Source organism: Microtetraspora fusca, from assembly GCF_001570365.1.
GTDB lineage: Bacteria > Actinomycetota > Actinomycetes > Streptosporangiales > Streptosporangiaceae > Microtetraspora > Microtetraspora fusca.
The window spans coordinates 54,694-78,731 of sequence record NZ_BBYK01000073.1 but is presented as its reverse complement, the minus strand read 5'-3'; the positions used below and the strand labels follow the sequence as shown (position 1 = coordinate 78,731).

18 protein-coding genes and 1 pseudogene are annotated in these 24,038 nt (G+C 70.3%); 12 read left to right on the top strand and 7 right to left on the bottom strand.

Features of this window, described 5'->3' with window-relative positions:
- The first annotated feature begins 247 nt into the window (after positions 1–247).
- The 4 genes from AWQ68_RS34690 to AWQ68_RS34675 all read left to right on the top strand — a co-directional run bounded on the left by AWQ68_RS34690 (position 248) and on the right by AWQ68_RS34675 (position 3,419).
- The gene (locus AWQ68_RS34690; RefSeq protein ID WP_066949093.1) at positions 248–1,345 is read left to right on the top strand and encodes an LLM class flavin-dependent oxidoreductase; all 1,098 of its coding nucleotides are present in this window, start codon (positions 248–250) and stop codon (positions 1,343–1,345) included.
- A complete protein-coding gene (locus AWQ68_RS34685) occupies positions 1,342–1,956 on the top strand; it encodes an FMN reductase (RefSeq protein ID WP_066949091.1) in 615 nt (204 codons plus the stop codon). Before AWQ68_RS34690 ends, AWQ68_RS34685 begins: the two co-directional genes overlap by 4 nt.
- 168 nt (positions 1,957–2,124) lie before the next feature.
- Complete coding sequence (locus AWQ68_RS34680; protein ID WP_066949090.1) at positions 2,125–3,108, top strand: pirin family protein; 984 nt, start codon at positions 2,125–2,127, stop codon at positions 3,106–3,108.
- Positions 3,105–3,419, top strand: a complete 315-nt coding sequence (locus tag AWQ68_RS34675; RefSeq protein ID WP_066949088.1) for a tetratricopeptide repeat protein — start codon at positions 3,105–3,107, stop codon at positions 3,417–3,419. Before AWQ68_RS34680 ends, AWQ68_RS34675 begins: the two co-directional genes overlap by 4 nt.
- A 71-nt stretch (positions 3,420–3,490) precedes the next feature.
- Here the strand turns inward: AWQ68_RS34675 and AWQ68_RS34670 are convergent, their stop codons facing one another.
- Positions 3,491–4,462: an alpha/beta hydrolase gene (locus tag AWQ68_RS34670; RefSeq protein ID WP_066949086.1), complete on the bottom strand. Its 972-nt coding sequence runs from the start codon at positions 4,460–4,462 to the stop codon at positions 3,491–3,493.
- Between the two features lie 219 nt (positions 4,463–4,681).
- On the opposite strand from AWQ68_RS34670, the gene AWQ68_RS46300 reads away from it, so the two are divergent.
- From AWQ68_RS46300 to AWQ68_RS34650, 4 genes and pseudogenes are all read left to right on the top strand, one after another.
- Positions 4,682–5,026 carry an MFS transporter gene (locus tag AWQ68_RS46300; protein WP_373281569.1) on the top strand — a complete coding sequence of 115 codons (345 nt, stop codon included), beginning with the start codon at positions 4,682–4,684 and terminating at the stop codon, positions 5,024–5,026.
- A gap of 113 nt (positions 5,027–5,139) precedes the next feature.
- The gene (locus AWQ68_RS34660; RefSeq protein WP_084464733.1) at positions 5,140–6,378 is read left to right on the top strand and encodes an MFS transporter; all 1,239 of its coding nucleotides are present in this window, start codon (positions 5,140–5,142) and stop codon (positions 6,376–6,378) included.
- Between the two features lie 56 nt (positions 6,379–6,434).
- Positions 6,435–6,720: pseudogene (locus AWQ68_RS45430) on the top strand (ferritin family protein); the annotation flags it as partial.
- Between the two features lie 85 nt (positions 6,721–6,805).
- Positions 6,806–7,675 carry a LysR family transcriptional regulator gene (locus tag AWQ68_RS34650; RefSeq protein ID WP_066949080.1) on the top strand — a complete coding sequence of 290 codons (870 nt, stop codon included), beginning with the start codon at positions 6,806–6,808 and terminating at the stop codon, positions 7,673–7,675.
- Positions 7,676–7,817: 142 nt separating this feature from the next.
- On the opposite strand, the gene AWQ68_RS34645 is transcribed toward AWQ68_RS34650, so the two are convergent.
- Both AWQ68_RS34645 and AWQ68_RS34640 read right to left on the bottom strand, forming a co-directional pair.
- The gene (locus tag AWQ68_RS34645) at positions 7,818–8,786 is read right to left on the bottom strand and encodes a helix-turn-helix domain-containing protein (RefSeq protein WP_218007163.1); all 969 of its coding nucleotides are present in this window, start codon (positions 8,784–8,786) and stop codon (positions 7,818–7,820) included.
- Positions 8,780–9,820 carry an AraC-like ligand-binding domain-containing protein gene (locus AWQ68_RS34640; protein WP_084464729.1) on the bottom strand — a complete coding sequence of 347 codons (1,041 nt, stop codon included), beginning with the start codon at positions 9,818–9,820 and terminating at the stop codon, positions 8,780–8,782. Before AWQ68_RS34640 ends, AWQ68_RS34645 begins: the two co-directional genes overlap by 7 nt.
- Positions 9,821–10,108: 288 nt before the next feature.
- Between AWQ68_RS34640 and AWQ68_RS34635 the strand changes: the two genes are divergently transcribed.
- Both AWQ68_RS34635 and AWQ68_RS34630 read left to right on the top strand, forming a co-directional pair.
- Positions 10,109–12,853, top strand: a complete 2,745-nt coding sequence (locus AWQ68_RS34635; RefSeq protein ID WP_084464728.1) for a helix-turn-helix transcriptional regulator — start codon at positions 10,109–10,111, stop codon at positions 12,851–12,853.
- A gap of 473 nt (positions 12,854–13,326) precedes the next feature.
- Positions 13,327–14,487 carry an FAD binding domain-containing protein gene (locus AWQ68_RS34630; RefSeq protein WP_066949077.1) on the top strand — a complete coding sequence of 387 codons (1,161 nt, stop codon included), beginning with the start codon at positions 13,327–13,329 and terminating at the stop codon, positions 14,485–14,487.
- 130 nt (positions 14,488–14,617) lie between these two features.
- Here AWQ68_RS34630 and AWQ68_RS34625 read toward each other — a convergent pair whose 3' ends face one another.
- From AWQ68_RS34625 to AWQ68_RS34615, 3 genes are read right to left on the bottom strand one after another with little or no spacing between them, the layout of a single operon-like run.
- Positions 14,618–15,103, bottom strand: a complete 486-nt coding sequence (locus AWQ68_RS34625) for a (2Fe-2S)-binding protein (protein WP_066949074.1) — start codon at positions 15,101–15,103, stop codon at positions 14,618–14,620.
- Complete coding sequence (locus AWQ68_RS34620; RefSeq protein WP_066949071.1) at positions 15,100–16,002, bottom strand: FAD binding domain-containing protein; 903 nt, start codon at positions 16,000–16,002, stop codon at positions 15,100–15,102. The genes AWQ68_RS34625 and AWQ68_RS34620 overlap by 4 nt, the downstream gene beginning before the upstream one ends.
- Complete coding sequence (locus AWQ68_RS34615) at positions 15,999–18,374, bottom strand: xanthine dehydrogenase family protein molybdopterin-binding subunit (protein WP_281217829.1); 2,376 nt, start codon at positions 18,372–18,374, stop codon at positions 15,999–16,001. The genes AWQ68_RS34620 and AWQ68_RS34615 overlap by 4 nt, the downstream gene beginning before the upstream one ends.
- 439 nt (positions 18,375–18,813) lie before the next feature.
- On the opposite strand from AWQ68_RS34615, the gene AWQ68_RS34610 reads away from it, so the two are divergent.
- Together AWQ68_RS34610 and AWQ68_RS43070 are read left to right on the top strand one after the other, a co-directional pair.
- Entirely contained in the window at positions 18,814–20,067 is a 1,254-nt protein-coding gene (locus AWQ68_RS34610) for an MFS transporter (protein WP_066949066.1), read from the top strand.
- A gap of 24 nt (positions 20,068–20,091) precedes the next feature.
- Positions 20,092–20,241 carry a hypothetical protein gene (locus AWQ68_RS43070; protein ID WP_157546184.1) on the top strand — a complete coding sequence of 50 codons (150 nt, stop codon included), beginning with the start codon at positions 20,092–20,094 and terminating at the stop codon, positions 20,239–20,241.
- Positions 20,242–20,599: 358 nt separating this feature from the next.
- Here AWQ68_RS43070 and AWQ68_RS34605 read toward each other — a convergent pair whose 3' ends face one another.
- The gene (locus AWQ68_RS34605; protein ID WP_066949060.1) at positions 20,600–23,770 is read right to left on the bottom strand and encodes an amidohydrolase family protein; all 3,171 of its coding nucleotides are present in this window, start codon (positions 23,768–23,770) and stop codon (positions 20,600–20,602) included.
- Positions 23,771–24,038: the final 268 nt, after the last annotated feature.

Below are 24,038 nucleotides of genomic sequence, written 5' to 3'. Positions count from 1 at the left end.
ACGGCATCCGCGACGGCGATTCTCGCCACACTACGCCGTGACGCGACCACACCTTGCCTGGCAGCGCACGACCACCGGCCCCTGCGCGCACAGCGGGGCTACGGACCGGTGTGATGTGTTCCGCCTTGCGGTGACAGGGCGAGACGAGGGCACTGGCGGGGCAGGTTCTGTGCACGCACTGTCATATCGGTCACGCGAGTGACGCCTATCATTCCCGGACACGATTGCCTTAAGAAGAGGGACCGCCATGCAGTTCGGGATCTTCACGGTCGGCGATGTGTCGACCGATCCGACCACGGGCAGGACGCCGAGCGAGCACGAGCGCATCAAGGCGATGGTGACGATCGCGCTCAAGGCGGAGGAGGTGGGCCTGGACGTGTTCGCGACCGGCGAGCACCACAACCCGCCCTTCGTACCGTCGTCGCCGACCACCATGCTCGGATACATCGCGGCGCGCACCGAGCGGCTCATCCTCTCGACCGCCACGACATTGATCACCACCAACGACCCGGTGAAGATCGCCGAGGATTACGCGATGTTGCAGCACCTGGCCGACGGGCGTGTCGATTTGATGCTGGGGCGGGGCAACACCGGGCCGGTCTACCCCTGGTTCGGCCAGGACATCCGCATGGGCATTCCGCTGGCCGTCGAGAACTACGCGCTGCTGCGCCGGCTGTGGCGCGAGGACGTCGTGGACTGGGAGGGCCGCTTCCGCACCCCGTTGCAAGGCTTCACCTCGACGCCCCGGCCGCTCGACGGCGTCCCGCCGTTCGTCTGGCACGGCTCGATCCGCAGCCCGGAGATCGCCGAGCAGGCCGCCTACTACGGCGACGGGTTCTTCGCCAACAACATCTTCTGGCCCAAGGACCACTTCCAGCGCCTGATCGCGCACTACCGCGAGCGCTACTCCCACTACGGCCACGGCACCCCCGAGCAGGCCGTCGTCGGCCTCGGCGGCCAGGTGTTCATGCGCGAGAACTCCCAGGACGCCGTACGGGAGTTCCGGCCCTACTTCGACAACGCCCCCGTGTACGGGCACGGCCCGTCGCTCGAAGAGTTCATGGACGAGACCCCGCTCACCGTGGGCAGCCCCCAGCAGGTCATCGACAGGACAATGACCTTCCGGGAGCACTTCGGCGACTACCAGCGCCAGCTCTTCCTGATGGACCACGCCGGACTGCCGCTGAAGACCGTGCTCGAACAACTCGACATCCTCGGAGAGCAGGTCGTGCCCGTGCTGCGCGCCGAGTTCGCGAAAGGCCGCCCGTCGGACGTTCCAGACGCCCCCACGCACGCCTCGCTGATCGCCGCCGCATCCTCCGCGAACGGAGTGACGGCCGCATGAAGCTCGTCGCCGTGGCCGCAGGGCTGAGCACACCGTCCTCCACACGTCTGCTCGCGGACCGTCTCGCCGAGGCGGCCCGCTCCGAACTCGCCGATCAGGGCCACGACGTGGAGATCCAGGTCATCGAGCTGCGGGAACTGGCCGTCGCCATCGCCAACAACCTCGTGACCGGTTTCCCGCCGCGACAGCTGGCCACCGCGATCGACGCGGTCACGCGCGCCGACGGCCTGATCGCCGTGACACCGGTGTTCACCGCCTCATACAGCGGGCTGTTCAAGTCCTTCTTCGACCTCATCGACCCGGACGCCCTCCCCGGCAAGCCGGTCCTCGTGGCGGCGACAGGAGGCACGGCCCGCCACTCACTCGTCCTGGAGCACGCCCTGCGCCCGCTCTTCACCTACCTGCGCGCCGTGGTCGTCCCCACCGCCGTGTACGCGGCGTCCGAGGACTGGGGATCCGGCGGCGACAAGTACGTGGAGGGCCTGCCCGCGCGCATACGGCGAGCGGGCCGGGAGATGGCCGCCCTGATGGCCACCCGCCCGGCCGGCGCGACCTCCCAGGACGACGACACCTCGTTCGAACGGCGGCTCTCGGACCTGCGCTTCGACTGAACCACGGATGTCTCGTCACGTACGTCCCGTCGAACCGCGCCAGTGACGTGCCACCGCGCTCCCCCGTCTGTCACCGCGCACTCAGCAGCCTGAGTTCGGGAAATTTCCCTCACGCCAAAACTGTTCCGCAAGTTGAATGTTTAACATTCAACAAAGTTTGGAGGGGCCATGCCCGCCATCACCGCCAACACGCTGACGCTGCCCCGCGTGGTCGTGCCCGATCCCGCCGCGGCCGTCCAGCGCCCGGTCCGGTCGGTGACCACCGCGCCCAGCGACTTCGAGGGGGAGGGCTTCCCCGTACGGCGCGCGTTCGCCGGGGTCTCCTCCGCCGACCTGGACCCGTTCATCCACATGGACCAGATGGGCGAGGTCGAGTACGCGCCCGGCGAGCCCAAGGGCACGGCCTGGCACCCGCACCGCGGCTTCGAGACCGTCACCTACATCATCGACGGGATCTTCGACCACCAGGACTCCAACGGCGGCGGCGGCACGATCACCGACGGCGACACCCAGTGGATGACCGCCGGGTCCGGGCTGCTGCACATCGAGAAGCCGCCGGAGCACCTGGTGGTGTCCGGCGGGCTGTTCCACGGGATCCAGCTGTGGGTCAACCTGCCGCGGGCGCACAAGTTCCACCCGCCGCGCTACCAGGACATCCGCGGCGGCGAGGCCAAGCTGCTCGCCTCGGCCGACGGCGGCGCGCTGCTGCGGGTGATCGCCGGCGAGCTGGACGGTCACCAGGGGCCCGGGATCACGTTCACCCCGATCACGATGGTGCACGCCACCGTCAGCCCGGGCGCGACGCTGAGCGTGCCGTGGAACCCGGGCTTCAACGCGCTGGCCTACGTGCTGGCAGGCCAGGGCTCGGCGGGCGCCGAGCACGCGCCGATCCGCAAGGGGCAGCTGGCCGTCTTCGGACCCGGCGGCGCGCTCACACTGGCCGCGAGCCCGCGCCAGCCGCAGGCCGAGCCGAACCTGGAGGTGCTGCTGCTCGGCGGGCAGCCGATCCGCGAGCCCGTCGTGCATTACGGGCCCTTCGTGATGAACACACGCGCCGAGATCCTGCAGGCGATGGAGGACTATCAGGCCGGCCGCCTGGGCGTCGTCCCCGCCGAGCGGATGCCGCACACCGACGGAGAGGAGCGGCCATGACCGCGACCCTGGCCGAGGAGTTCGCCCGCGGCCGGATGTTCTTCGAACTCAAGGACTACATCGGCGCCGCCGGCATCCTGGCGCCGGTGGTCGCCGCCGAGCCGGGCAACGTGGCGGCCCGCCTGCTGCTGGCCCGCGCCTACTACCACTCCGCCCAGCTGCGTGGAGCCGAGGCGGAACTGCGTGCCGTCATCGAGCGTGCCCCCACAGAGGCGTACGCCCACCTGCTGCTGGGCCGTACCCTCCAGCGGGCCAACCGGCACGCGGAGGCGGAGACCTACCTCCGGTTGCACGCCGTCATGACCGGATGATCGATGGCGCCCCTGGCCGGCGCGGCCGGCCAGGGGCGCACCGAGCGCACGCTCGAGTGCTCACCTCGGACTCAGTCGGTGTGCAGGGCGCTGCGCAGGGTCTGTACGGCGAGCGTGATCGCGCCCTGGGCGGCTTGAGTGGAGCGCAGGGCGTTGAGCATCACGAAGTCGTGGATGATGCCCAGGAACCGCACCGCGGTGACCGGCACACCCGCCTGACGCAGCTTTCCGGCATAGGCCTCGCCCTCATCGCGCAGCACGTCGGCCTCGGCGGTGATGACCAGGGCCGGAGGCAGCCCCTGAAGCTGCTGGACAGTGGCGCGCAGCGGGGACGCGGTGATCTGCCCCCGCTCGACGGGATCGGTGGTGTACTGGTCCCAGAACCACTGCATCCCATCGCGGCGCAGGAAGTAGCCGGTGGCGAACCGGTGGTAGGAGCCGGTGTCGAAGCTCGCGTCGGTGACCGGATAGAACAACACCTGCTGAACCAGCGCGACCCCACCGCGCTCCTTGGCCATCAGCGTCAGCGCGGCCGCCATGTTGCCCCCGACCGAGTCACCCGCCACGGCCAACCGCGCACCGTCCAGGCCCTTGGAAGCGCCCTGCTCCACGACCCACTTCGCGACCGCGAAATTCTGCTCGATGGCCACCGGGTAGCGCGCCTCAGGCGACAGGTCGTACTCGGGGAACACGACCGCGGCGTTCACACCGACAGCCAGTTCCCGTACCAGGCGGTCGTGGGTATGCGCGTTGCCGAACACCCACCCCGCGCCATGGATGTAGACGATCACCGGAAGTACTCCGGTGACTCCGGCGGGCCGGACGATACGCGCCCGGACGCCTCCCGTGGGACCGCCCACGACGGTGATCCACTCCTCGTCCACCGCGGGCTTGGCGACCTCCCCGGACTGGACATTGTCCACGGCCTCGCGTCCCTCCGCCGGAGGCAGGTCGAAAAGGTACGGCGGGTCGGCGGTCGCCTCGGCGAAGGACTGGGCCTCCGGCTCGAGCACCGGCCGGGTCGGCGCGAGGGCATCGGACATGCGAATCTCCTGGAGTTCGTCGGGTACGCCGGTCGATCCGGCAAACGAACCGGATACCTGTGCTGAGCACCCCGGCGGCGCTGATCTTCAGCGTAGAAGCGCTGCGTATTCGGTAGTTGCCCACAAACGCACGTCCGATGTCCTCACAGCGCATGGAAGCCGCCCCGACCCGCCCCACGGAACACCGTCTACCTCCTTGCCTTCCAGGGCGGGCAGGCGCTGGCGGCACCCCTGTGGGGTACGGTCGCCGATCGGCTCGGGCTCACCACGTGCCTGCTGATCGCCGGAGCCGTGATGCTGCTCTGCGCCGCCGGCGTACGCCGATGCCCGTTGCACGACGCCGAGGGGACCAACCCCTCGCCGTCGGACCACTGGCCCGCTCCCCCTTGCTGTTCGAGCCCGGAGAGGCCGATGGCCCGGTCCTGGGGACCGGCCGCGCCGAGCCCATGGACGAACGAGCCGACGAGGATGCGGATCCGACCATTCGACGTCAGGAATGCGCCGCCCACACAGCACATGCCGGTGTCCACGGTGAACACGGCGTCGTCGGCGATCTCCGGTTGAGATAACCGACATCTCGAACCATCGCCGTGGATGGGGAAGCGGCGAGCGTCGTCGAGCGCTTGTGCCCCGTGAAGGCACCGAGCAAGGTGCCCCTTCCTCCGAAGAAGGTCTCCGTGTCCCAGTCATCCACACTTCGCACTCCGCGCCGGAAGACCGTCCGTGCAGAGCCCGCTCACGGTGTACCGGGCTGGCTGATCGCCCTGCTGGCCGTCGCCACCGGTACGACGGTCGCCAACCTCTACTACGCGCAGCCCCTGCTCTCGTCGCTGCGCGACGTCTTCCACATCAGCACCGCGACCGCGGGCGCGTTGATCACCCTCACCCAGGTCGGCTACGTGATCGGCATGCTCTTCCTGGTCCCCCTCGGCGACCGACTCGAGAAGCGCAGCCTGATCACCGCACTACTGACGATCACCACCCTCGCCCTGGTCGCGGCCGGTCTCGCGACCGGCTTCCCCATGCTGCTGGCCGCCTCCCTGATCAGCGGCGCCACGTCGGTCGTCGCCCAGATCCTGGTCCCTTTGGCCGCGAGCCTGGCCCCTGACCACGCGCGCGGCCGCATTGTCGGTCGGGTGATGAGTGGGCTGCTCACCGGCATTCTGCTGTCCCGCACGCTCAGCAGCCTGGTCTCCGACATCGCGGGTTGGCGCGTCGTCTACCTCGGCTCCGCTATCCTCATGGCTGTCCTGGCCGTGGCGCTGCGGGCAGCGCTGCCCCAGCACGCGCGCACCACGTCCATGCCGTACCACCATGTGCTGCGCTCCACGGTAAAGCTGGTGCGCACACACCCGGCGTTGCTGCGCCGCGGCCTGTACCAGGCGGCGATGTTCGGTGCCTTCAGCGCCTTCTGGACCACTGTCTCCTACGTCCTCACCGGCCCCCACTTCCACTACTCCCCCGTCGGCGTCGGCGTGTTCGCGCTCGTCGGAGCCGCCGGTGCGGCCATCGCCCCGCTCGCCGGCCACTGGGCCGACCGCAGACTGACCCGGCGCATGACCGGCGCCGCGCTCGCCGTCGCCGCGCTCGCCTTCGGCGTCGCGGGCTTCGGTCAGCGCAGCATCGTGCTGATCGCCCTGGCCGCCATCGTCCTCGACATGGCCGTCCAGACCACCCTCATCCTCGGCCAGCACACCATCTACCAGCTCGACCCCAACGCCCGAGCCCGCCTCAACAGCGCCTTCATCGCCACCTTCTTCCTCGGCGGCGCCCTCGGATCCGAGCTCGGCTCGATCGCCTATCACGCCGGCGGCTGGGGCGCGGTCAGCGTCCTCGGCACGGCCCTGCCGGTCCTGGCACTGCTCTACTGGGTCACTGAGCATCGGGACGCGGGCCGACGCCCGCCCCGGAGGTGACAGCAGTGCGCTCCTGGCCATCACCGCATGAACTCCTGGACAACTCGTCCCCGCCAGTCCAGCCCCTGGGCGGCGTCGCGAAGGCGATCCCCGGCACCTCGCCGAGATCACCTCGATTCCGCGGTCACCGAACGGCGTCGAGGAAGTCTGGGCCATGCACTCCCGGCTGCTGGAGGCCCAGGAGACGATCCTGGTCAAGTGCACGACGCGGCGGCCCGGATCGCCGACCTGGGCGACGGCGGCACCAACGACCTGCTGATCTCGCAGGTGATCTGTACCGGGGAACTGCAGACCTGGTTCTCGGCGGAACACCCGGTCGCCGCTCCCCTGGTCCGTGTCTGAGCCGAGGCCGTGGACTCCTCGTCCGCCTACGATGCTGTGAAGATCGTCGCCCTTCGGACGGGCGCCGCGGCACTGGGAGCGGATGATGGACCTGCGGCAGATGGAAGTCGTCGTCGCGGTGGCTGAGGCGGGTGGGTTCACAGCGGCGGCGAGGCGTCTGAACGTGGTCCAGTCCGCCGTCTCCGGCACGGTCCGCGCCCTTGAGCGCGAGTTCGGCACTCCGTTGTTCACCCGGACCACGCACCGCGTGTCGCTGACACCGGCCGGTGAAGCATTCGTACCCGCGGCACGAGCGGCGCTGCGCGCGGCCGACCTGGCGCGCGAGGCGGTCGACGCGGCCAAGGGAGAACTGCGCGGCCGGGTGACCGTCGGCACGATGCAGGGTGTCTGGGCGGGACTGCACCACGCGCTGGCCGCGCTGCGGGCGGAGCACCCGGGAGTGGTGGTCCAGCTGCGCCAGGCCGCGGTGGCCGACATCCGGCAGGCCCTGCGCGAGGGCACCGTGGATCTGGCGGTGGTGGCGCTCGACCGCCAGCAGCAGCGGGGGCTCGTGACCCGGCTGCTGTCTCGCGAGGACATGGTCCTGGTGGCTTCACCGCAGCGGGACCTCATCGCGAGAACCGCTGAGGGCAGGGTCGAACTGGCCGAGGTCGCCCGGCTGCCCCTGGTGGACTTCACCCCCGGCTGGGCGATCCGCCACTCCGTCGACCGGGCCTTTCGCGCCGCCGGTGTCGACCGCAGCACGACCTTCGAGGTCAACGACATCGTGGCCGCGTCCGAGCTGGTCCGCAACGACCTGGGCGTCTGCATCATGCCCCTGTCCATCGCGAGCCGCTTCCCCGACCTGCCGACGTACCGGTTCGCCCGGCACGCACCCAGATGGAGGGTGATGGTGGTACGGCCCCCGGGCGAGCCGCCCGCGGCGGTCGCTGCATTGCTGCGGCACATCGCCTGAACCGCCCTTGCCGAGGGGACCCGCCGAGAACCTCACCCTGCTCCCCGGAGGCCCCGCCACGGTCGCCTTCGCCTCCTCTCGCCAGGTCGCCGGTTCTCGGCGACCGTCGCCTCGGCGAGCCCTTCTTCGGCCCCGACGCTCGTCACGCTTGGGCCCGTCCGCGCCATTGCGTTGGCGACATGCCGTACGCTTCGCGAAATGTCCGGCTGAAGTGGGAGGGGCTGGTGAACCCCCAGCGGGCGGCCACTGCGGCGATCGGCCTATGGGCCGGGCCGAGCCGGGCGAGTTCCTGGCGTGCCGCCTGGAGCCGCCGCGTTCGCACCCAGCCGTTGACGGTGGTGCCGTGCAGCTGGAAGAGCCGGTGCAGGTAGCGCAGGGAGATGCCGTGCTGATCGGCGATGTCCTGCGGGGCGAGTCCGGGCTCTCCCAGCCGAGCCTGGACGGACGCCGTGATCCGCTCCCACAGCGCCGACGTGTGCCGCCTGGTGACCTGTTCCAGGGCCATGGTGGCAAGGATCTCCGCGGCGACGCGGGCGAGCTGTTCGCGTCGGCTCGTGGTGGCCATGGCGACCTCTTCGAGGAGCCCGCACAGCAACGGCAGCAGCAGGGCCGTCGCTCCCTCCCCGGCTTCGTCCACCACCGTGCCCGAGAGGGCGGACAGCTGCCCTTCCTCCAGGCGTAGCAGTGCCCGGGGCATCATGAGGATCCGGGCCCGCTGCCGCTGCGGCAGCACGATCCTGAACGGGCGCCGCGCGTCATGGAACGCCAGGCGGCCAGGCACGAGTTCGGCCATGCGGCCGTCCTGCAACAGCAGCGCGTCGCCGTCCAGTTGCTGACGCACCAGGATGTGGGTGCGGCGGTCGGCGGCCACCGACCTGGCATCACGCAGGAACGTTCCCGGGCCGAACTCCTCCGTGGCGATCTGGAGGGCCCCCAATCGTTCGGCGGCGAGCTCGCCCGCCCATGGGCGCTCGCCGTCGACGGCGACCTCGAGGTCCACGAAAACCTGCGAGAGCGCGCGTTCCCAAGCGGCGACACGGTCGCCGGGAGCGAGATCCCGGGTGGAGAAGAACATTCCCTGGCCCGGGGAGGTCAGCGCCCCTGTCAGCACAGCGCATCCGCCTCCGCGCGGCTCGCCCGCTCTCGGGCGAGCCAATCCGTGGGTGACAGACCGAAGGAGCTGCGGAAGGCCTTACTGAACCGGGCGGGACTGGTGAATCCCCAGCGCCTCGCGACCTGACCCAGGCCGACGGATCCCGGTGCCCGTGCGGCGAGTTCCCTGCGGCATTCCTGCAGGCGCAGCTCGCGGATCCACCGGCACAAAGTGGTGTCCCCGGCCTCGAACAGCCGGTGCAGGTATCGGACGGAGATGCCGTGGGCGTCGGCGATGACCTGAGGGGTCAGGCCGGGGTCGGACAGATGCCAGCGAACGAAAGTCTTGATCCTCAGCAGCAGGACACGGTCGGCACCCGGTAGCTCGGCCGGATCCTCGCCCAATTGGGCCGCCGCGGTGGCCGCCACCAGGTCGATGACGGACGCGGCCAGTCGCTCGGCCATCGGCGTCGCGTACCCGTCGGAGGTGTCCGCCAGCCGCTCCAGCAGCGGCATGAGCAGGGCGGGGAGACCGCCGCTCGGGCGCACTGCCCGCGCGGTGAGCTGTCGCAGGTCGGCCTCCGACCGCGCGAGCAGGCCGCGCGGAACCGCGAAGATCTTCAGTCGGAAGTGTTCCGGGAAGGTGGTGCGGAAGGGCCGGATGGTCTCGAAGAACCCGATGTCCCCGGCTCGCAACTCGGTGGTGCGACCGTCCTGCTCGACCTGGGCCCGACCGGTGCTCTGGAGGGCCACGAAGACGTGCCGCCCGTCACCACGGGCGATGAAGCGCGGCGCCCGGTGGACGCGCCCCGGGTCGCATTCCACCGTGGTGATCTGAAGGTCCCCGAGGTGGTCGGTGCGCATCGCCGCGTCATAGGTGCTGCCTTCAGTGGCGATCTCCATCCCTACCAGGGTCGCGAGCACGGCGTCGTGCCAGAAGTCCAGGCTCTCGTGCGGCGGAACCGAGCGGGTGGTCAGCACCCGGGCTCGCGGACTCGCGGAGGCGGTCGGGGACCAGGGGCTCTCCTCGACGGAGCCGATGACGGTTGGCATGCTGCCACCATGCCGCGACGGTGCCGGCCGGTGCATCAGTCCGCCGTCTCGACCGAGAGGTGGCGACTTCGCCGTACGGCCGGCCACTTCCTGGGGTGGGCGAACCGTCATGCACCTACTCCGGATCATGGTTGTGGAGCGCTTTCCTGGCCAGGCCATAATCGGGAGGACAAAGGTCGCGACGCTTCTGTCACATGACCAGTCGTACGCCGGCCACCGGTGGAAGGCCGTGCGGCAGCTGACAGGATCCCCGGCGTCGTGATCGCCGGCTTGAGGAGAACGACCGAGATGCACCCCGCCGATCCCGGCATCCTGGGCAGAGCTGCCGAGCTGTCCCGCATCGAGGGCCTACTCGGGGCGGTGGACGGCACCGGCCCACACGTGCTGGTGCTGACCGGAGAGGCGGGCGCGGGCAAGAGCACACTCGTCGACCGGACGGCCGAGCAGGGCCTGGCCCGCGGCCTGCGGACCCTGCGTGTGCGCGGAAGCGAGGCTGAAGCCGGGCTGGGCCTCTCGGGTATCCACCAGCTCCTGCACCCGCTGCTTCCCGGTGACACGCTGCCTGTCAACCAGCGAAAGGCCCTCGACCGCGCCTTCGGGATGGCGGCGGCGCAGGACGACATGCCCCTCGACCAGCTGTCCTTGTGCATGAGCGTGCTCACCCTCATCGGCGACGCCTCCTCACGCCGGCCGCTGCTCCTGCTGGTGGACGATGCTCAGTGGCTCGACCTCGGCTCGGTGGACGTGCTGGGCTTCCTCGCCCGGCGTCTGGAGGGCAAGCCGGTGGTGATGCTGCTCGCCGCGCGTGAGGAGGCCGTGCCGGCTCGCTTCGACCGGGACTTCCCGCACGTGGCCGTCGGCCCGCTGGACCGGGCAGAGGCAGGGCTGCTCCTGGACGTCCAGCCGAACCCACCCCGCGGCAGGGCCCGAACTCAGATCCTCCAGCAGGCTGCCGGCAACCCGCTGGCCCTGATCGAGCTGTCCCGAGCCGTCGCCCGAGGCCGGACCGGCACGGGTCAGGACGGCGGTGCCGCCCCTCAGCTCACCGCGCGCCTGGAGAACCTCTTCGCCTCCGACCTCCCCGGCCTGCCCGCGCCCACGCGTGAGGTGCTGCTTCTGGTCGCCGCGGGAACGGGGCGACTGGCCGACCTCCTACGGGCCGCCCCGTCGTTGGACGCCGTCCAGGCACTGGCGCCCGCGGAGAGCGTCGGCCTGGTGCGAGTCGAGGACGGCCAGGTGCTGTTCCGCCATCCGCTGGTCCGCTCGGCGGTCTACCAGGCGGCCTCCTTCTCTGAGCGTCGGCAGGCCCACCTCGCCCTGGCTTCCGCCCTGACCGGGGAACCGGACCGCCGCGCCTGGCACCTGGCCGCCGCGGCGACGGGTCAGGACGCCGAGGTCGCCGACGCCTTGGCGGAGAGCGCCGACCGCGCCCATGCCCGAGGCGGGTACGCGGCTGCCGCGGCAGCGCTGGAGCGCGCCGCGGAATTGACCCCGGTATCGGAGCTGCGCGCCCGGCGCCTGCTGTCGGCCGCACGGGCGGCCATGTTCGCCGGCCACCCCCAGTGGGTCGGCGAGATCAGCGGGCGCGTCGGCGACCTGACCGAGGATCCACGGCTGCGTGCCGAATCCTCCCTCCTGGCCGGGTGGGCCCTGGGGGTCACACTCCGCCACGAGGAGGCGCTGGCGCTGCTGCTCGGCCTGGCCGAAGCCACCGCCACCTCCGCTCCGGACCTGGCGCTCGGCACCCTGGCCACCGCCGCGACGTCCGTCTACAACTCCGGGGCGCCGTTCTACCGGGCGGAACTGCGGCGGATCAACGCTCTGATCGGCGAAGCCCACGATCCCGCCGCCTTCGCCTGGTCCCAGGCGGTCATCGATCCGCATCACCAACGAACGAGGCTGCTGGGGCTCCTGGAGAAGGGGCTGGCGGCCATGTCGCCGGAGTCGCTGGGGAACCTTACGGCGCTCGGCGGCACGACCTGGATCCTGGACGAGACCGAGCAGGCCGTTCGCATTCTCGAGCAGACCATGGACGTCATACGCCGCGCCGGCGGCGCGGGCGCGAACGCGACCGTCACTCAGACGCTCGCCCTCGCCTTGTTCGAGAGCGGTTCATGGACGGCGGCCCAGTCCGCGGCGGAGGAGGCGTTCTGGATGGCCACGGAAGCGGGAGCCGACAACGTCACCGTGGGCTCCCGCATCCTCCAGGCCACGCTGCGCGCTCTGCACGGCGACCACGCGGACGCGCGGACGCGGGCATTGGAAGCCGTGCGGGGCGTGGACCTGCGCAAATCCCTGAGCCTTCAGGTGCGGCACCGTCACGCCGTGGGCATGGCCGCGTTCGTCGCCGGAGAGCACGCCGATGCCTACGAGCAGCTGCGCGCGACCTTCACCCGCGATTTCCGCCCCGCTCCCGTCCACTACCACGCCTCGGTCTACTACCTGGGCGACCTGGCCGCCGCGGCTGTCCGCGCCGGGCGGACGGACGACGCGCGCACGGTGGTCGCCGCCGTCGAGCGCGACCTGGGACCGGACAGGTCCCCCCGGCTGGCCGCCGTCCTCCACCGGGCCGCGGCCCTGCTGAGCGATACCCAGGACGCCGAGGACCACTTCCACGCCGCCCTCGCCGACTCCACCGTCGACTGCTGGCCTTTCGAGAAGGCACTCACGCAACTCGACTTCGGTGAGTGGCTGCGCCGACGGCGCCGCAGCGCCGAGGCACGCCCGCACCTCAGCGCCGCGCTGGAGTGCTTCCAGCGGCTCGATGCCCGGCCCTGGATCGATCGCACGGCCGCGGAACTGCGGGCGGCGGGGGCCTCGGCGGCAGCGGCGAGCCTTGCCGGCGAGCTCACCGCGCAGGAACAGCAGATCGCCGAGCTGGCCGCTCAGGGCCTGACCAACCGCGACATCGCGGCCCGGCTCTACCTCTCGCCCCGGACCGTCGGCTACCACCTGCACAAGATCTTCCCCAAGCTCGGCATCCGTGCCAGGGCCCAACTCCGCGACGCCCTCTCGCAGGATCCGCCGCAGTGAGAGGGTGCCGGGCGAACGCGGGTACGTGAAGTGTGCCCGCGCGGCCGTCGGGTGGCCGGCCCAGCCGCGTGGTCATCCGGAGTTCGACGACGCGCCGCTCGGGGCGGACCACACGCTATGACGCCGGCCATCGGCACGCCAGACCGGGCCCTGGCCATGAGCTGAGACAGGGCCCGCGGCCGCATCCATCACGACTCGGCCCGCATGGAGCGACGTTCGCCTCACGCGAGCCAGGGAGACCTCGCCAGGCGGGCGTGCGCCACACCCTGTGACCGGACCCGGCTGCACCCCGGTCGGCGAATGGTGGACGTTCTGGGGGCGGCGGGCCCTTCTCGGACAGGAAGCGGGGGATGCTATGACCGCGCGGCGCAGACGGGGAGACGGCAGCCGTGCCGCGCTGGATCAAGGGGAATGCAGGGGCCGAGCGAGTATGAAAAGAACTGCCGCCTTTTGCGAGCAGGGAAGGGTATCCGATGCGTCCGGGGTTTAAGGCTTTGATCATCGGTGGGTCCGTCGGGGGTCTGGCAGCGGCTCATGAGTTGCGGGCGGCCGGTGCGGAAACTGCCGTGTACGAACGGTCGGCGGGCAGGATGCAGGCCCGTGGCGCTGGAATCGTCATGCAGCCGGAGGTGGAGGCGCTGTTGGTGGGCCTCGGCATGTCCGCGGAGTCGGTGAGTGTCGAACTGCGCGAGCGCCAGCAGCTTCACATCCACCGCAGTCCCGACCGGTATGAGGCCCCGCAGTTGATGACGGCCTGGGACACTCTCTACCGGGCGTTGCGAGAACCCCTCGCCGGGGTCTGCTACCGCTTGGACAGTGCCCTTAGCCGGGTCCGGGTGGAAGGTTCTGACGTCACGGCCGAGTTCGCCGACGGCTACACGGCTCAGGGCAACTTCCTGGTGGGCGCGGACGGGATCGGCTCGGTCACGCGGCGGCTACTCGATCCCGCCGCGCGTCCCGCGTACGCCGGCTATGTGGCCTGGCGAGGGCTGGAACCGGAGTCGGCCCTGCCCGGTGACCTTCTGGACCTGCTGGCAGGCCGGTTCACGTTCTTCGGCGCGGACGGCCTGCAGATGCTGTGCTATCTGGTCCCTGGTCCCGGCGGTGAGCTGGCCGTGGGCTCCAGGCGGGTCAACTGGGTGTGGTACACGAACGTGCTCGAGCGTGACGTTCCACGGCTGCTTGCGAGCCGGTCCGGAAGGCGGTTCACAACCTTCCTGCCGCCCGGGGAGATGCGTCCGGACGTCGTCGCGGAGGTTGTTGCCACGGCGGACGCATCGCTTCCGCCGCCGTTCGCGGAGCTCGTGCGCCACGGTGAGGTCTTCATGCAGCCTGTCTTCGACCTTCGTCCGTTTCGGATGGTCGCCGATCATGCGGCTCTCATCGGCGACGCCGCCGGAACGGTCCGGCCGCACACCGCCTCCGGGACCTCCAAGGCGTTCGGTGATGCGGCCGGCCTCGCCGCGGCCATGCGCGGATGGACACCCGGTCACGACCTTCCCGCCCAGCGGCTGGCGGACTGGGAAGAGCAGCGACTGATTCACCTGGTGAGGCTGTCGGAGATGGGGATCAACCTGGCTGAGCGGTCGGCACTCGGGACGGCCACCGGCCGCCGGTTCTTCACCTCCGCCTGAGGGGTCCGCGTGCGACCGGCGTGCCGAGCAGGTTGACCAGGTACCGGCGTTCCCCCTCGGGTCGGGCGGCTGCAGCGCGGGTGCATGAGGACGGCCTGCGGCCGCTGCCCAGCGGGAGATGACCTGCCCATCACCGCCTCCGAAGCGAGGCCGACTCGGCCGCGGCGCGCATGATCGCCCGCCGAATGGGTTCATAGCCGGTGCACCGGCAGATGTTGGACTCGACCAGACCGTGTACCCGTTCCGGATCGTCGCCGATCGCCGGGTCGGCCTCCAGGGCGCCTGCCGCCACCATCAGAAAGCCCGGTGTGCAGAAACCGCACTGCAGGGCGTGCTCGGCGGAGAAGGCCCGTTGGAGCGGATGCGGCTCGCCGTCAGGCCCCGCCAAGCCTTCAACGGTGCGTACCGACCTGCCGTCGCACTGTACGGCAAGCATGAGGCATGAACGTACGGCCTGGCCGTCCACCAGCACTGTGCAGGCCCCGCAGACACCGTGCTCGCAACCGAGGTGTGTGCCCGTCAGCCGGCAGTCCTCGCGTAGTACATCGGCCAAGATACGTCGCGGCTCGACATCCAGCGGGTAGTCGTCGCCGTTGACCGTGAGCGTGATCTTCACTGAAGGACTCCCTCCGCCGCCTGGCGCAGCGTTCGGCCGACCAGGACGGCGATGACCTGCCGCCGGTATTCCGGGTCGGCGTATGGCTCGGCGAGAGGAGCGGCGTCCTGGTCGGCGGCGATCCGGCCGGCACGGGCGAATGGGTGGCCGCCGGGCAGCCGGTCGCCGACCGCCGGGACGATGACCTCGCGGCCGATCAGGACCTGTTCGGCGGCGTGGGCCCGAATCGGCCGGTCGGCGCAGTTGACCAGGCCGATCCTCACGTCGCTGATCAGTCCGTCGTGCACGGTGAGCGCGGCGGCAACGGCCACCTGGGCGAAGCAGAAGTGCGTCCGCCGGTGCTCGATGAAGCCGACCCCGGTGTCCTCCGCGGGCAGCGGGAACCGCAGCGAGGTGATGAGCTCGTCTCGTGCGCGCGCGGTCTGGAAAGGGCCGCGGAAGTAGTCACGGGCCGCGATCTCGCGGGCGCCGCCGGTACTGCGTACCTCGATCACGGCGTCGAGCGCGAGGGCGATCGCGCACCACTCCGATGCCGGATGCGCCCAGGCGAGGCTGCCCACCATCGTGCCACGGGCGCGGATGGGCGGGTGGGCGATGTTGACGGCGGCGAGTGCGAACAGCCTGCCGAGCGGACCCGGCACGGCCTGCGGGGACTCGAAGACGCCGTGGCGGACCAGCGCGCCGATCTCGACCGTGCCGTCGTTCACGCTCAGGCGGTCGAGCCCGGCGACACGGTTGATGTCGACCACCAGGTCGGGACGGATCCGCTGCAGGTGCATCTCCAGGATCAGGCTCTGGCCACCGGCGAGGACGCGGACGTCGCGCCGGGTGTCGCCGAGGGCGTTCAGGGCCTCGTCCACGGTGCGAGGTGCGACGTAGTCGAAGGCTGCGGGTTTCAACGGGCTCCCTCGTACTTCGCGGCGCGGGCCGCGCGCCACACGACGTCCGGGGTCAGCGGCATCTGCAGCAGACCGGGGTCGGCGATCTGGAGCGCGTCGGCCACGGCGTTGACGATCGCCGCAGGTGTGCCGATGCAGCCCGACTCACCCGCCCCCTTGGCACCCAGCGGCGTACTCGGGCTCGGGGTGCGGGTCTCCTTGACCTCGATGGGCGGGACCTCGGTTGCGGTCGGCAGAAGGTAGTCCAGCAGGCCGCCCGCCAGCAGCGGCACGCCGTCGTCGCCGTACGGGATGCCCTCGTACAGGGCCTGGCCGATCCCCTGGACGGCCGAACCGAATGCCTGCCCGCGTACTATCGCCGGGTTGAGCACGACTCCGCAGTCGTCCACGACGACCAGCCGTAGCACGCGGACGGTGCCGAGTTCCGGATCGACCTCGGCGACGGCGACGTGGGCGCCGAACGGAAAGCCCATGCCCGACTCGAACCGGTCGTCGACGCTGAGCGGTCCGGTGGCCTTGACCAGTTCCGCCACGTCCATGGCGGCCGAGCCGTCCCGGACGTGGTGGACCGAGCCGTCGGACCACTCCACCTCCTCGACCGGCGTCCCCCACAAGTCCGCGGCCCGCTCGCGTGCCAGGTCGATGAGCAGGGCGGAGGCGTGGTGCAGGGCCGCCCCGTCGACCTGCGCCGAACGGCTGGCGAAGGAACCCAGGCCCTCGGGCTGCGCGTCGGTGTCTCCCTCGATCAGCTGTACCCGGCTCTCGTCGACGCCGAGGGTCGCGGCGACCAGCGCGGGAAAGGTTGTCTCATGACTCTGCCCGCTGGATGCCGCGCCGCAGCGGGCGATGATCGTGCCGTCCTCGTGCGCTTCGATGCCGGCGAAGTCGTGCAGTCCCCCCGGTTCTCCGCCGGAGCGTTCCACGTAGCAGGACAGGCCGATGCCCAGCGGCAGGGCGCGCGGGTCATGCCTGCGGCGTGTCTGCTCGGCCCGCCACGTGTCGTAGCCGATGGTCTCCAACGCCAGGTCGAGGGCGGCGGCGTAGTTCCCGCTGTCGTAGCACCGGCCGGTGGGAGTCTGGTACGGGAAGTCTTCGGCCGGGATGAAGTTGCGTCGCCGCAACTCCGCCGGGTCCAGCCCGAGTCGGCGGGCCAGCAGGTCCATCGACCGCTCCAGCGCGATCGTCGCCTCCGGCCGGCCGGCACCGCGATACGGGTAGGTCACCATCGTGTTGGTCAGCACCGAGCGCACGGAGGCGTGAACCCGCGGCGTGGCGTACGGCCCGGTGGCCATCCAGGCCGTCTGCATGGGCAGGCCCACCCCGAGATGAGGGTAGGCGCCCACGTCGGCGTCGATCTGCAGTTCGTAGGCGAGCAGGTGCCCGTCGGCGTCGGCGGCGAGCCGGACCCGCTGGTCCTGGCCCCGCCCGCGGGTTGCGGCCGTCATGGATTCCAGACGGTCCTCGATCCAGCGCACGGGCCGCCCTAGCATCACCGCCAGGTAGACCACCGTGACGAACTCCGGAAACGCCGCGCTCTTGGAACCGAACGCGCCGCCGGTATCGGGCACCACCACGCGGATCCGGTCGAGCGGCATTCCCAGCAGCGCCGCCAGTTCTCGCCGCAGCCGGTGAGGCATCTGATGCCCCGACCACACCGTCAACCGCCCGTCCTGTTCGGGGACGGCGAGGATCGTCCGGCACTCCATCGGCGTCGGCATCAGGAGTTGCTGGCGATAGCGGGCCTCGACGACGACGGCCGCCTCCTGCCATACCGTCTCCTCGATCGGTGTCCCGGCCTCTCCCCGGAACGCGGTGTTGCTCAGCCCGTCGAACAGCAGAACCGAGTCGCCGGCGGCGGCGGAGGGCGTCACCACGGCCGGCAGCGGATCGATCCGGACGGCGACCTCGGCGGCTCCGTCCTCGGCCCGGTAGCGGTCCTCTCCCACGACAACCGCGACGGCCTCTCCCGCATACCGCACACGGTCCTTCGCCAACGCCGGCCATTCACGCCCGGCGACCGCCTCAGCGGTGGACAGCTTCGCGAGCAGCGTATGAGGCACCGGCGGCAGATCCTGCAGGCGCGCGGCAGCGTGCGCACACGCGGGTAACCCGGACAGGTCCGCCGCCGACCACACCCCGACCACTCCCGGCACCTCTCGAGCGGCCGCGCAGTCCACGTCGCGCACGACACCGTGAGCGATCCCGCTTCTGACGAAGACCGCATCCAGGCAATTCTGCACCGCCATATCCGCGACGAACTGACCACGGCCGGTTAGCAGCCGCCGGTCCTCGCGCCTGGCCCACTGCTCCAAGGCGATCCCCCAACACCGACTCGATCGGTCGAGCCGTAGCGCTCCCTGCTGGCATTCCACCGCCAAGCCCGTTCAACCCATCATCGGCGCTCTTCACGCTCGGAAAACTCAGGTGGGGATGAGCCGGACATCAGCTTGTCCAGCGGCCATCCCTGACTCCCCGCTCTGCGGGATCAGCATGTCCGATGTCGCTGGGCAGGACTTTTGAACCTGCCGCCCCTTTACATCTGAGCATCACGCGCGGCCATGGGGGTCATCGCGCACTACTCGGCCATGTCCGTCAGTCTTCCTGGCCTGTTCACGAGAGCGTGTGACCTGGCGGAACGGAAACGTCAGAAGATCGAAGGCGCCTGCGGTCCCGGTCAGCAACGCCGGTGGACAGGTCTTGGTGCAGGTGCACCGCCGGCGGCCCCGACTTCGTGTCCCCGCACGAAGCACTCCCGGGTGACGTGATGGAGGGTTGCCAGAACATTGGTTTGAAAGCTCCGGAGGCCTGTGAATGGGACTCGCCGAAGACACCCTCGCTCTGGCGCCCGCGCAGATACGCAGGACGGCGACCGTCACCGTCGGTCTGCTCATGGGTGTCTGGGTGATCGACTACGTCGATCGAGTGATGATGGCCGTCGCGTTGCCGTTCATCGGCGAGGACTTCGCGCTCACCAAGACCGAGCAGGGCTGGCTGATCACCGCCTTTTCCCTGGTCTATCTGCTGTGCCAGATACCGGGCGGCATCCTCGCCGACAGGTTCGGCGCCCGACGCCAACTCATGGTCTCCCTGCTGCTCTGGTCGGTCTTCACCGCCCTCACCGGTATCGCCTGGGGCCTGGCATCCCTCCTCGTCATCCGTGCCCTCTTCGGCGTCGGCCAGGGCCTCTTCCCCGGCGCGTCCTTCAAGGCCATCGCGGAACGCACCACCCCCGCCGTCCGCGCCACCGCCGCCGGTGCCATGCTCGCGTCCAACCAGCTCGGTGCCGGCGTCGCCCCGCTCATCGTCGCGCCGCTCATCCTCGCCCTCGGCTGGCGCCACACCTTCTGGGTCACCGCCGCCGCCGGCGTCGCCATCGGCGTTCTGCTCTGGAAGCTGCTGCCCAGGGCGCTGCCCGCTCACCTCAACGGCTCCGACATCGTTCACGACAAGGGGCTCGGCCTCGGCACCGTTATGCGCTCGCCGTCGGTCTGGAAGTTCGCCGCCCTCTTCTGCGCCACCAACATGCTCGGCTACGGCTTGATCACTTGGGTGCCCAGCTACCTGCTGGAGGAGCGCGGCATCTCCCTCATCAACACCGGTGTCATGTCCGCCATCCCCGGCCTGGTCATGTGCGCGACCGTCTTCCTCGGCGGCTGGCTGTTCGACCGCTTCTTCCACGACAGGGCCCGGCTCTACGTCATCCCCCTGCTCCTGGTCACCGCCGTGCTCCTGGTGCTCATGCTGATGGCCGACTCCGCTGTCGGGTTCACCGTCTACCAAACCCTCGCCATGGGTGTGGCGGGCCTTTCCTCGATGGGCATCCTCGGCATGCCCGTGCGCGCCCTGCCACCCGCCGTCATCGGATCCGGCATGAGCGTCGTCAACGTCGGCGGCCAGATCGCCGGAGTCCTCGCCCCCGTCCTCATGGGCTTCCTGGTCGACAAGTTCTCCTACAACGCCGCTTTCGGCCTGCTCATCGCCACCACCATCCTCGGCGCGCTGATCGCGTTGATCGTGCCCCAGCGCCCTGAACAGTTCAGCCTCGGAACGAAGGAGTTCGCGTGACGACATACGATCTGGTCCTCGCCCGTGGCCGGGTCATCAACCCCGAGACCGGTCTGCATCCCCGTCGGCTACGCGCCTCGCATCGACCCCTCCGAGTTCCTCGCCGTGGCCGCCCTCGCCCGTGACGAGCGTCTGCTGCCGACCGCCCTGCCCGGGCGCGCCGTCAGAGCCTGATGCCTGCTCCAAGGCCGCCTGGTTGACGGAACCGCCTGCCATCGTGCCGTCGTCAGTTGTGATCGTTCTCCGGGCTCGGCCCGCGTGGTCGGCCTACAACGGGATGGGCCGTTGCCGCCGCGCTGGCAGCGAACGCGTCGAGCGGGGCGAGGGCGTGGTGCGGTCGCCGGTGCTGAGGCGTTCGATGGAGCGGACGGCGTTGGCGGCCTACATGGGGTCGTCCCTGCTACGGCGGAACGCCCTCTGTACCTCGTACACCGCCCATTGCATCTCGGCCAGGTGGTGGTGGAAGCGATTGAAGCGATGCCCGATCGGGTCCGGTGCGGACGTGGAGCCCGCACCGAACCCTCGGGACGACCTAGTGGTCGTGGTCGCAGGACACGCGGGCCCTCTCCAGCTCGGCGGGGTTGTTCCACCAGAAGCCCGCGGTGCTCGGGTGGGCGGGCACGCGGGCCTTGACCTTGCCGCGGGGTGCAGGGGCAAGGGGCGCAGCTTGGTCGGTGGCCGTGGAGGACGGGTACGGCGCGAGCAGTTGCTCGACCGTGTGGTGCCTCCCGCCGACGACGACGCCGGTGACGTTCGCGGTGTCCTCGATGCGGGATAGCGGATCGCCGTCGACGATGGCCAGGTCGGCGTACATGCCCTTGCCGATCCTGCCCAGCGGCAGGCCGAGATACGCCCCGGACGTACTGGTCGCGGTGGTGAGCGTCTCCAGCGGGGTCAGGCCGTACTTGACCATGGCCCGCATGTTCATGTGCAGGCTGACCGCGAGGTGATCGATCGGTGCGTCGGTGCCGGCGGTGACCACGCCGCCGCCGCGGACCATCGCCACGAGCTGCGCGACTTGGTTGGCCAGGTTCTCCCGGGCCGCGGTCTGGTCGGTGGTCTGCGCGGAGGTGACCGACGCCTGGAGCTTGGCCATCCGCCAGTTCGGGTAGAGCCGACGAACCCGTTCGTCAGTGACCAGGGAGGTGTCCTCCTTGTAGAGGGTGCTGGAGCCGAACAGGGTAGGGGTTCGGGCCATCTTCGACGTGTTGAACATGGAGATGACGTCGGAATAGGCGGAGCCGACATTGGTGACAGTGCGTGAGTAGCCGAATCGGTTGGTCGCGCCGACATGCTCGGTTTGGTCGCCGCCCATCGCGATCGCCGGATAGTGGTAGTGGGACGTGACCGGTTTGCCGTTACGGTGGGCCCAGTCGATGACCTCCTTGTGCCAGACGACCGGCAGCCGCACGTAGCACTTCATCAAGTCGTAGTCGAGGCTGGCGGCCCGCTCGAGCTCGAGCCGCAGCTGGTCATGGGAGAACGTCGGGCGCATGAAGTTGTAGTAGATGCGCGGCCCGTCGACGGCCTCACCGGTGCCCAGGTAGCGCGGTGCGAGCCGGGCGCCGGACTGGACCGACTCGCGCTCCTCGACCATGTGATAGGCGGGCGAGCCGGGTGAGCGGGTCGTTGTGATGCCGAGGGCGAGCCAGAGCGGCCCCTGCCGGGACCCATAGGCGTACCCCTGCATCTCGCGGTGGTGGTGGATGTCGATCAGGCCGGGCATGACGAACTTGTCGCCGGCGTCGATCAGGGTGCCGGGCCGTCCGTCCCGGTGCGGCTCGACCGCGGTGATGCGCTGGCCGCGCACGATGATGTCGACGTCGCGGGCGACGGCCGCGGAGACGCCGTCCCACATGCGGCCGGCGTGGATGACGACCTGGTCGGGTCCGGGGTCGTTGCGCCAGGTCAGCTGGACCGGGACGGAGCGGCCGGACTTGCCGTCGACGCGGACGGTCTTCAGCCGCCCGCCGTTCAGGTAGAGCAGGGTGGCGGAGTCGCCGGCCCAGGTCGGGGCGTCGGACAGCTCTCGGGTGACCTGACGGGCGGGGCCGGTGGGTCGTCCAGTCTTGTCGACCGGCAGGACCCACAGAAGCGACTCCATGGCGAAGGCGAGCATGGTGCCGTCCGGTGACCAGACGGGCCCGTCGTCGCCACGGGTTTGCAGGGACCGGTGCGGGGCCGGGTCGACGTAGGTGCCGGCACCGGTGGCGCGGTCGACGAGAAGGATCTTGGACAGACCTTCGCGGTAGCGTCGTGAGTACGGCACCACCGCGGCCAAGGCGATCGTCTTGCCATCGGGTGACCAGGTCGGCCGGCCAGGCTCGAAGGTTGCGTCGAAGACCTTCTGGATGTCGCCGGTGGCGACGTCGAGGACCCAAAGCGCTCCGTCTTGGTCCAGGTAGGCCATCTCCTTCCCGTCCGGTGACCACCGGACCGACAGGGCGGCGGAGTCGGTCAGGTGGGTCAGCTGCCGGTCGGTGCCGGTGGCCAGGTCGCGGACCCAGATGTTGAGGGTGCCGGTGCGGTCGGTGACGAATGCCAGTCGCTGCCCGTCCGGGGAGAAGTCCGGGTCGGCCTTCCACCATCGGTCGCGGAACAGCGGGATCGGCTTGTCCCCGATCCGCATCGTGTAGATGTCATTGAGGGCGCGGAACGCGATGGTGGACCCGTCCGGGGACACGGTCGGGCTGCCGATGCCGACGACTGGGAACGATCCGGGCGCGTCGAACACACGGACGCTCTTCTTGTACTTCGGGGTGGTCGCGGTCAGTGCGGCCGTGAAGCCGACCGTGCCGGCGGATGTGGAGCCGAGGTGGCGGGTCCGGATGGTGCCGGCGGAGGTGTAGAAGTAGCGTCCATCCGAGGTGAACCGGGCTCGGAACGGGAAGACCTCCTCGCCGGTGACGAGCGCGCCCGCGGTGCTGGCCAGGTCGTTCACGCCGTCGTGGAAGAGATGGTAGGCGATGTCGGTTCCGTTCGGCATCCAGGACGGCTGGTGGATGACCTGACCGGCGGGGACGGTGACTGCGGTGCTGCGGGCGCCGGTGGCCACGTCGACGACGTCGACCTTGGTGTCGGCGACGACGAATGCGACTTTGGTCCCGTCGGGTGACCAGGCCGGCTCGTACTCCTCCTCGGGGGTGTCGGCCAGGACGCGGGTGGCGCCGGTGGCGACGTCGAGCAGGTGGATGCCGTAGCTGCCGCCGGCATCGGATGAGTAGGCGACGGTGCGCCCGTCCGGGCTGTAGCGGGGCTCGCGGTGGTCGAACGGGCCGGTGGTCAGCTGGGTGACAGCGGACCCGTCGGGACGGATCGTCCACAGGTTGAAGACACCATCCCGGTACGACTGGAACACGATGGTGGACCCGTCCGGGGACCAGTCGGGCTGGGCGATGTCGTACAGGTCGCTGGTGAGCCGGCGGGCGGTGCCGCCGGATGCGGAGCAGATCCATAGGACGCCGAGCATGTCGAGAGCGAGCATGCGGCCGTCGGGTGAGGGTGCGACGGCGAAGTCGGTGCCGGAAGCGACGGAGGTGTTGCCGCCGTCGCGGGCATCGTCGGCCCGGGCGCGCCTGGGGGTGGTGGGGATGAGCGCGGCGGCAAGGGCGGCTCCGGCGCCGCCGGCTAAGACGGCGCGGCGGGACGGACGGAACGCCGGAGCGGGGACGGGTGCATCGGGAGAAATCGGGGCGGGGGGCATTAGGACTTTCCTCCTGCTTTACGCATCGTCGAACGATTTGTGGCAGTCCTCGGATCATGACCACGAAAGGGAGGTCCCATAGGGCCCGGAGGTACTCGGTTCGACGAGTGGACGTCGGTTGCCGCCCAACGGCACAGCGAGCACGTCGAACGGTTGATCCAAGCCTGTGGGCGGCGGGCACCGCGCCGGAATCGCGCTCGAAAGCGGCCGGGAACGATCAGTCGCCGTGGGCGCGCCGGACAGCGATCACGGCGGCGTCGTCGGCAAG

Excerpts from the sequence above, each read along its gene's own strand:
- AWQ68_RS34690 (WP_066949093.1), top strand. The coding sequence starts at position 248 with ATGCAGTTCGGGATCTTCACGGTCGGCGATGTGTCGACCGATCCGACC.
- AWQ68_RS34685 (WP_066949091.1), top strand. The coding sequence starts at position 1,342 with ATGAAGCTCGTCGCCGTGGCCGCAGGGCTGAGCACACCGTCCTCCACA.
- AWQ68_RS34680 (WP_066949090.1), top strand. The coding sequence starts at position 2,125 with ATGCCCGCCATCACCGCCAACACGCTGACGCTGCCCCGCGTGGTCGTG.
- AWQ68_RS34675 (WP_066949088.1), top strand. The coding sequence starts at position 3,105 with ATGACCGCGACCCTGGCCGAGGAGTTCGCCCGCGGCCGGATGTTCTTC.
- AWQ68_RS34670 (WP_066949086.1), bottom strand. The coding sequence starts at position 4,462 with ATGTCCGATGCCCTCGCGCCGACCCGGCCGGTGCTCGAGCCGGAGGCC.
- AWQ68_RS34650 (WP_066949080.1), top strand. The coding sequence starts at position 6,806 with ATGGACCTGCGGCAGATGGAAGTCGTCGTCGCGGTGGCTGAGGCGGGT.
- AWQ68_RS34640 (WP_084464729.1), bottom strand. The coding sequence starts at position 9,820 with ATGCCAACCGTCATCGGCTCCGTCGAGGAGAGCCCCTGGTCCCCGACC.
- AWQ68_RS34635 (WP_084464728.1), top strand. The coding sequence starts at position 10,109 with ATGCACCCCGCCGATCCCGGCATCCTGGGCAGAGCTGCCGAGCTGTCC.
- AWQ68_RS34630 (WP_066949077.1), top strand. The coding sequence starts at position 13,327 with ATGCGTCCGGGGTTTAAGGCTTTGATCATCGGTGGGTCCGTCGGGGGT.
- AWQ68_RS34610 (WP_066949066.1), top strand. The coding sequence starts at position 18,814 with ATGGGACTCGCCGAAGACACCCTCGCTCTGGCGCCCGCGCAGATACGC.
- AWQ68_RS34605 (WP_066949060.1), bottom strand. The coding sequence starts at position 23,770 with ATGCCCCCCGCCCCGATTTCTCCCGATGCACCCGTCCCCGCTCCGGCG.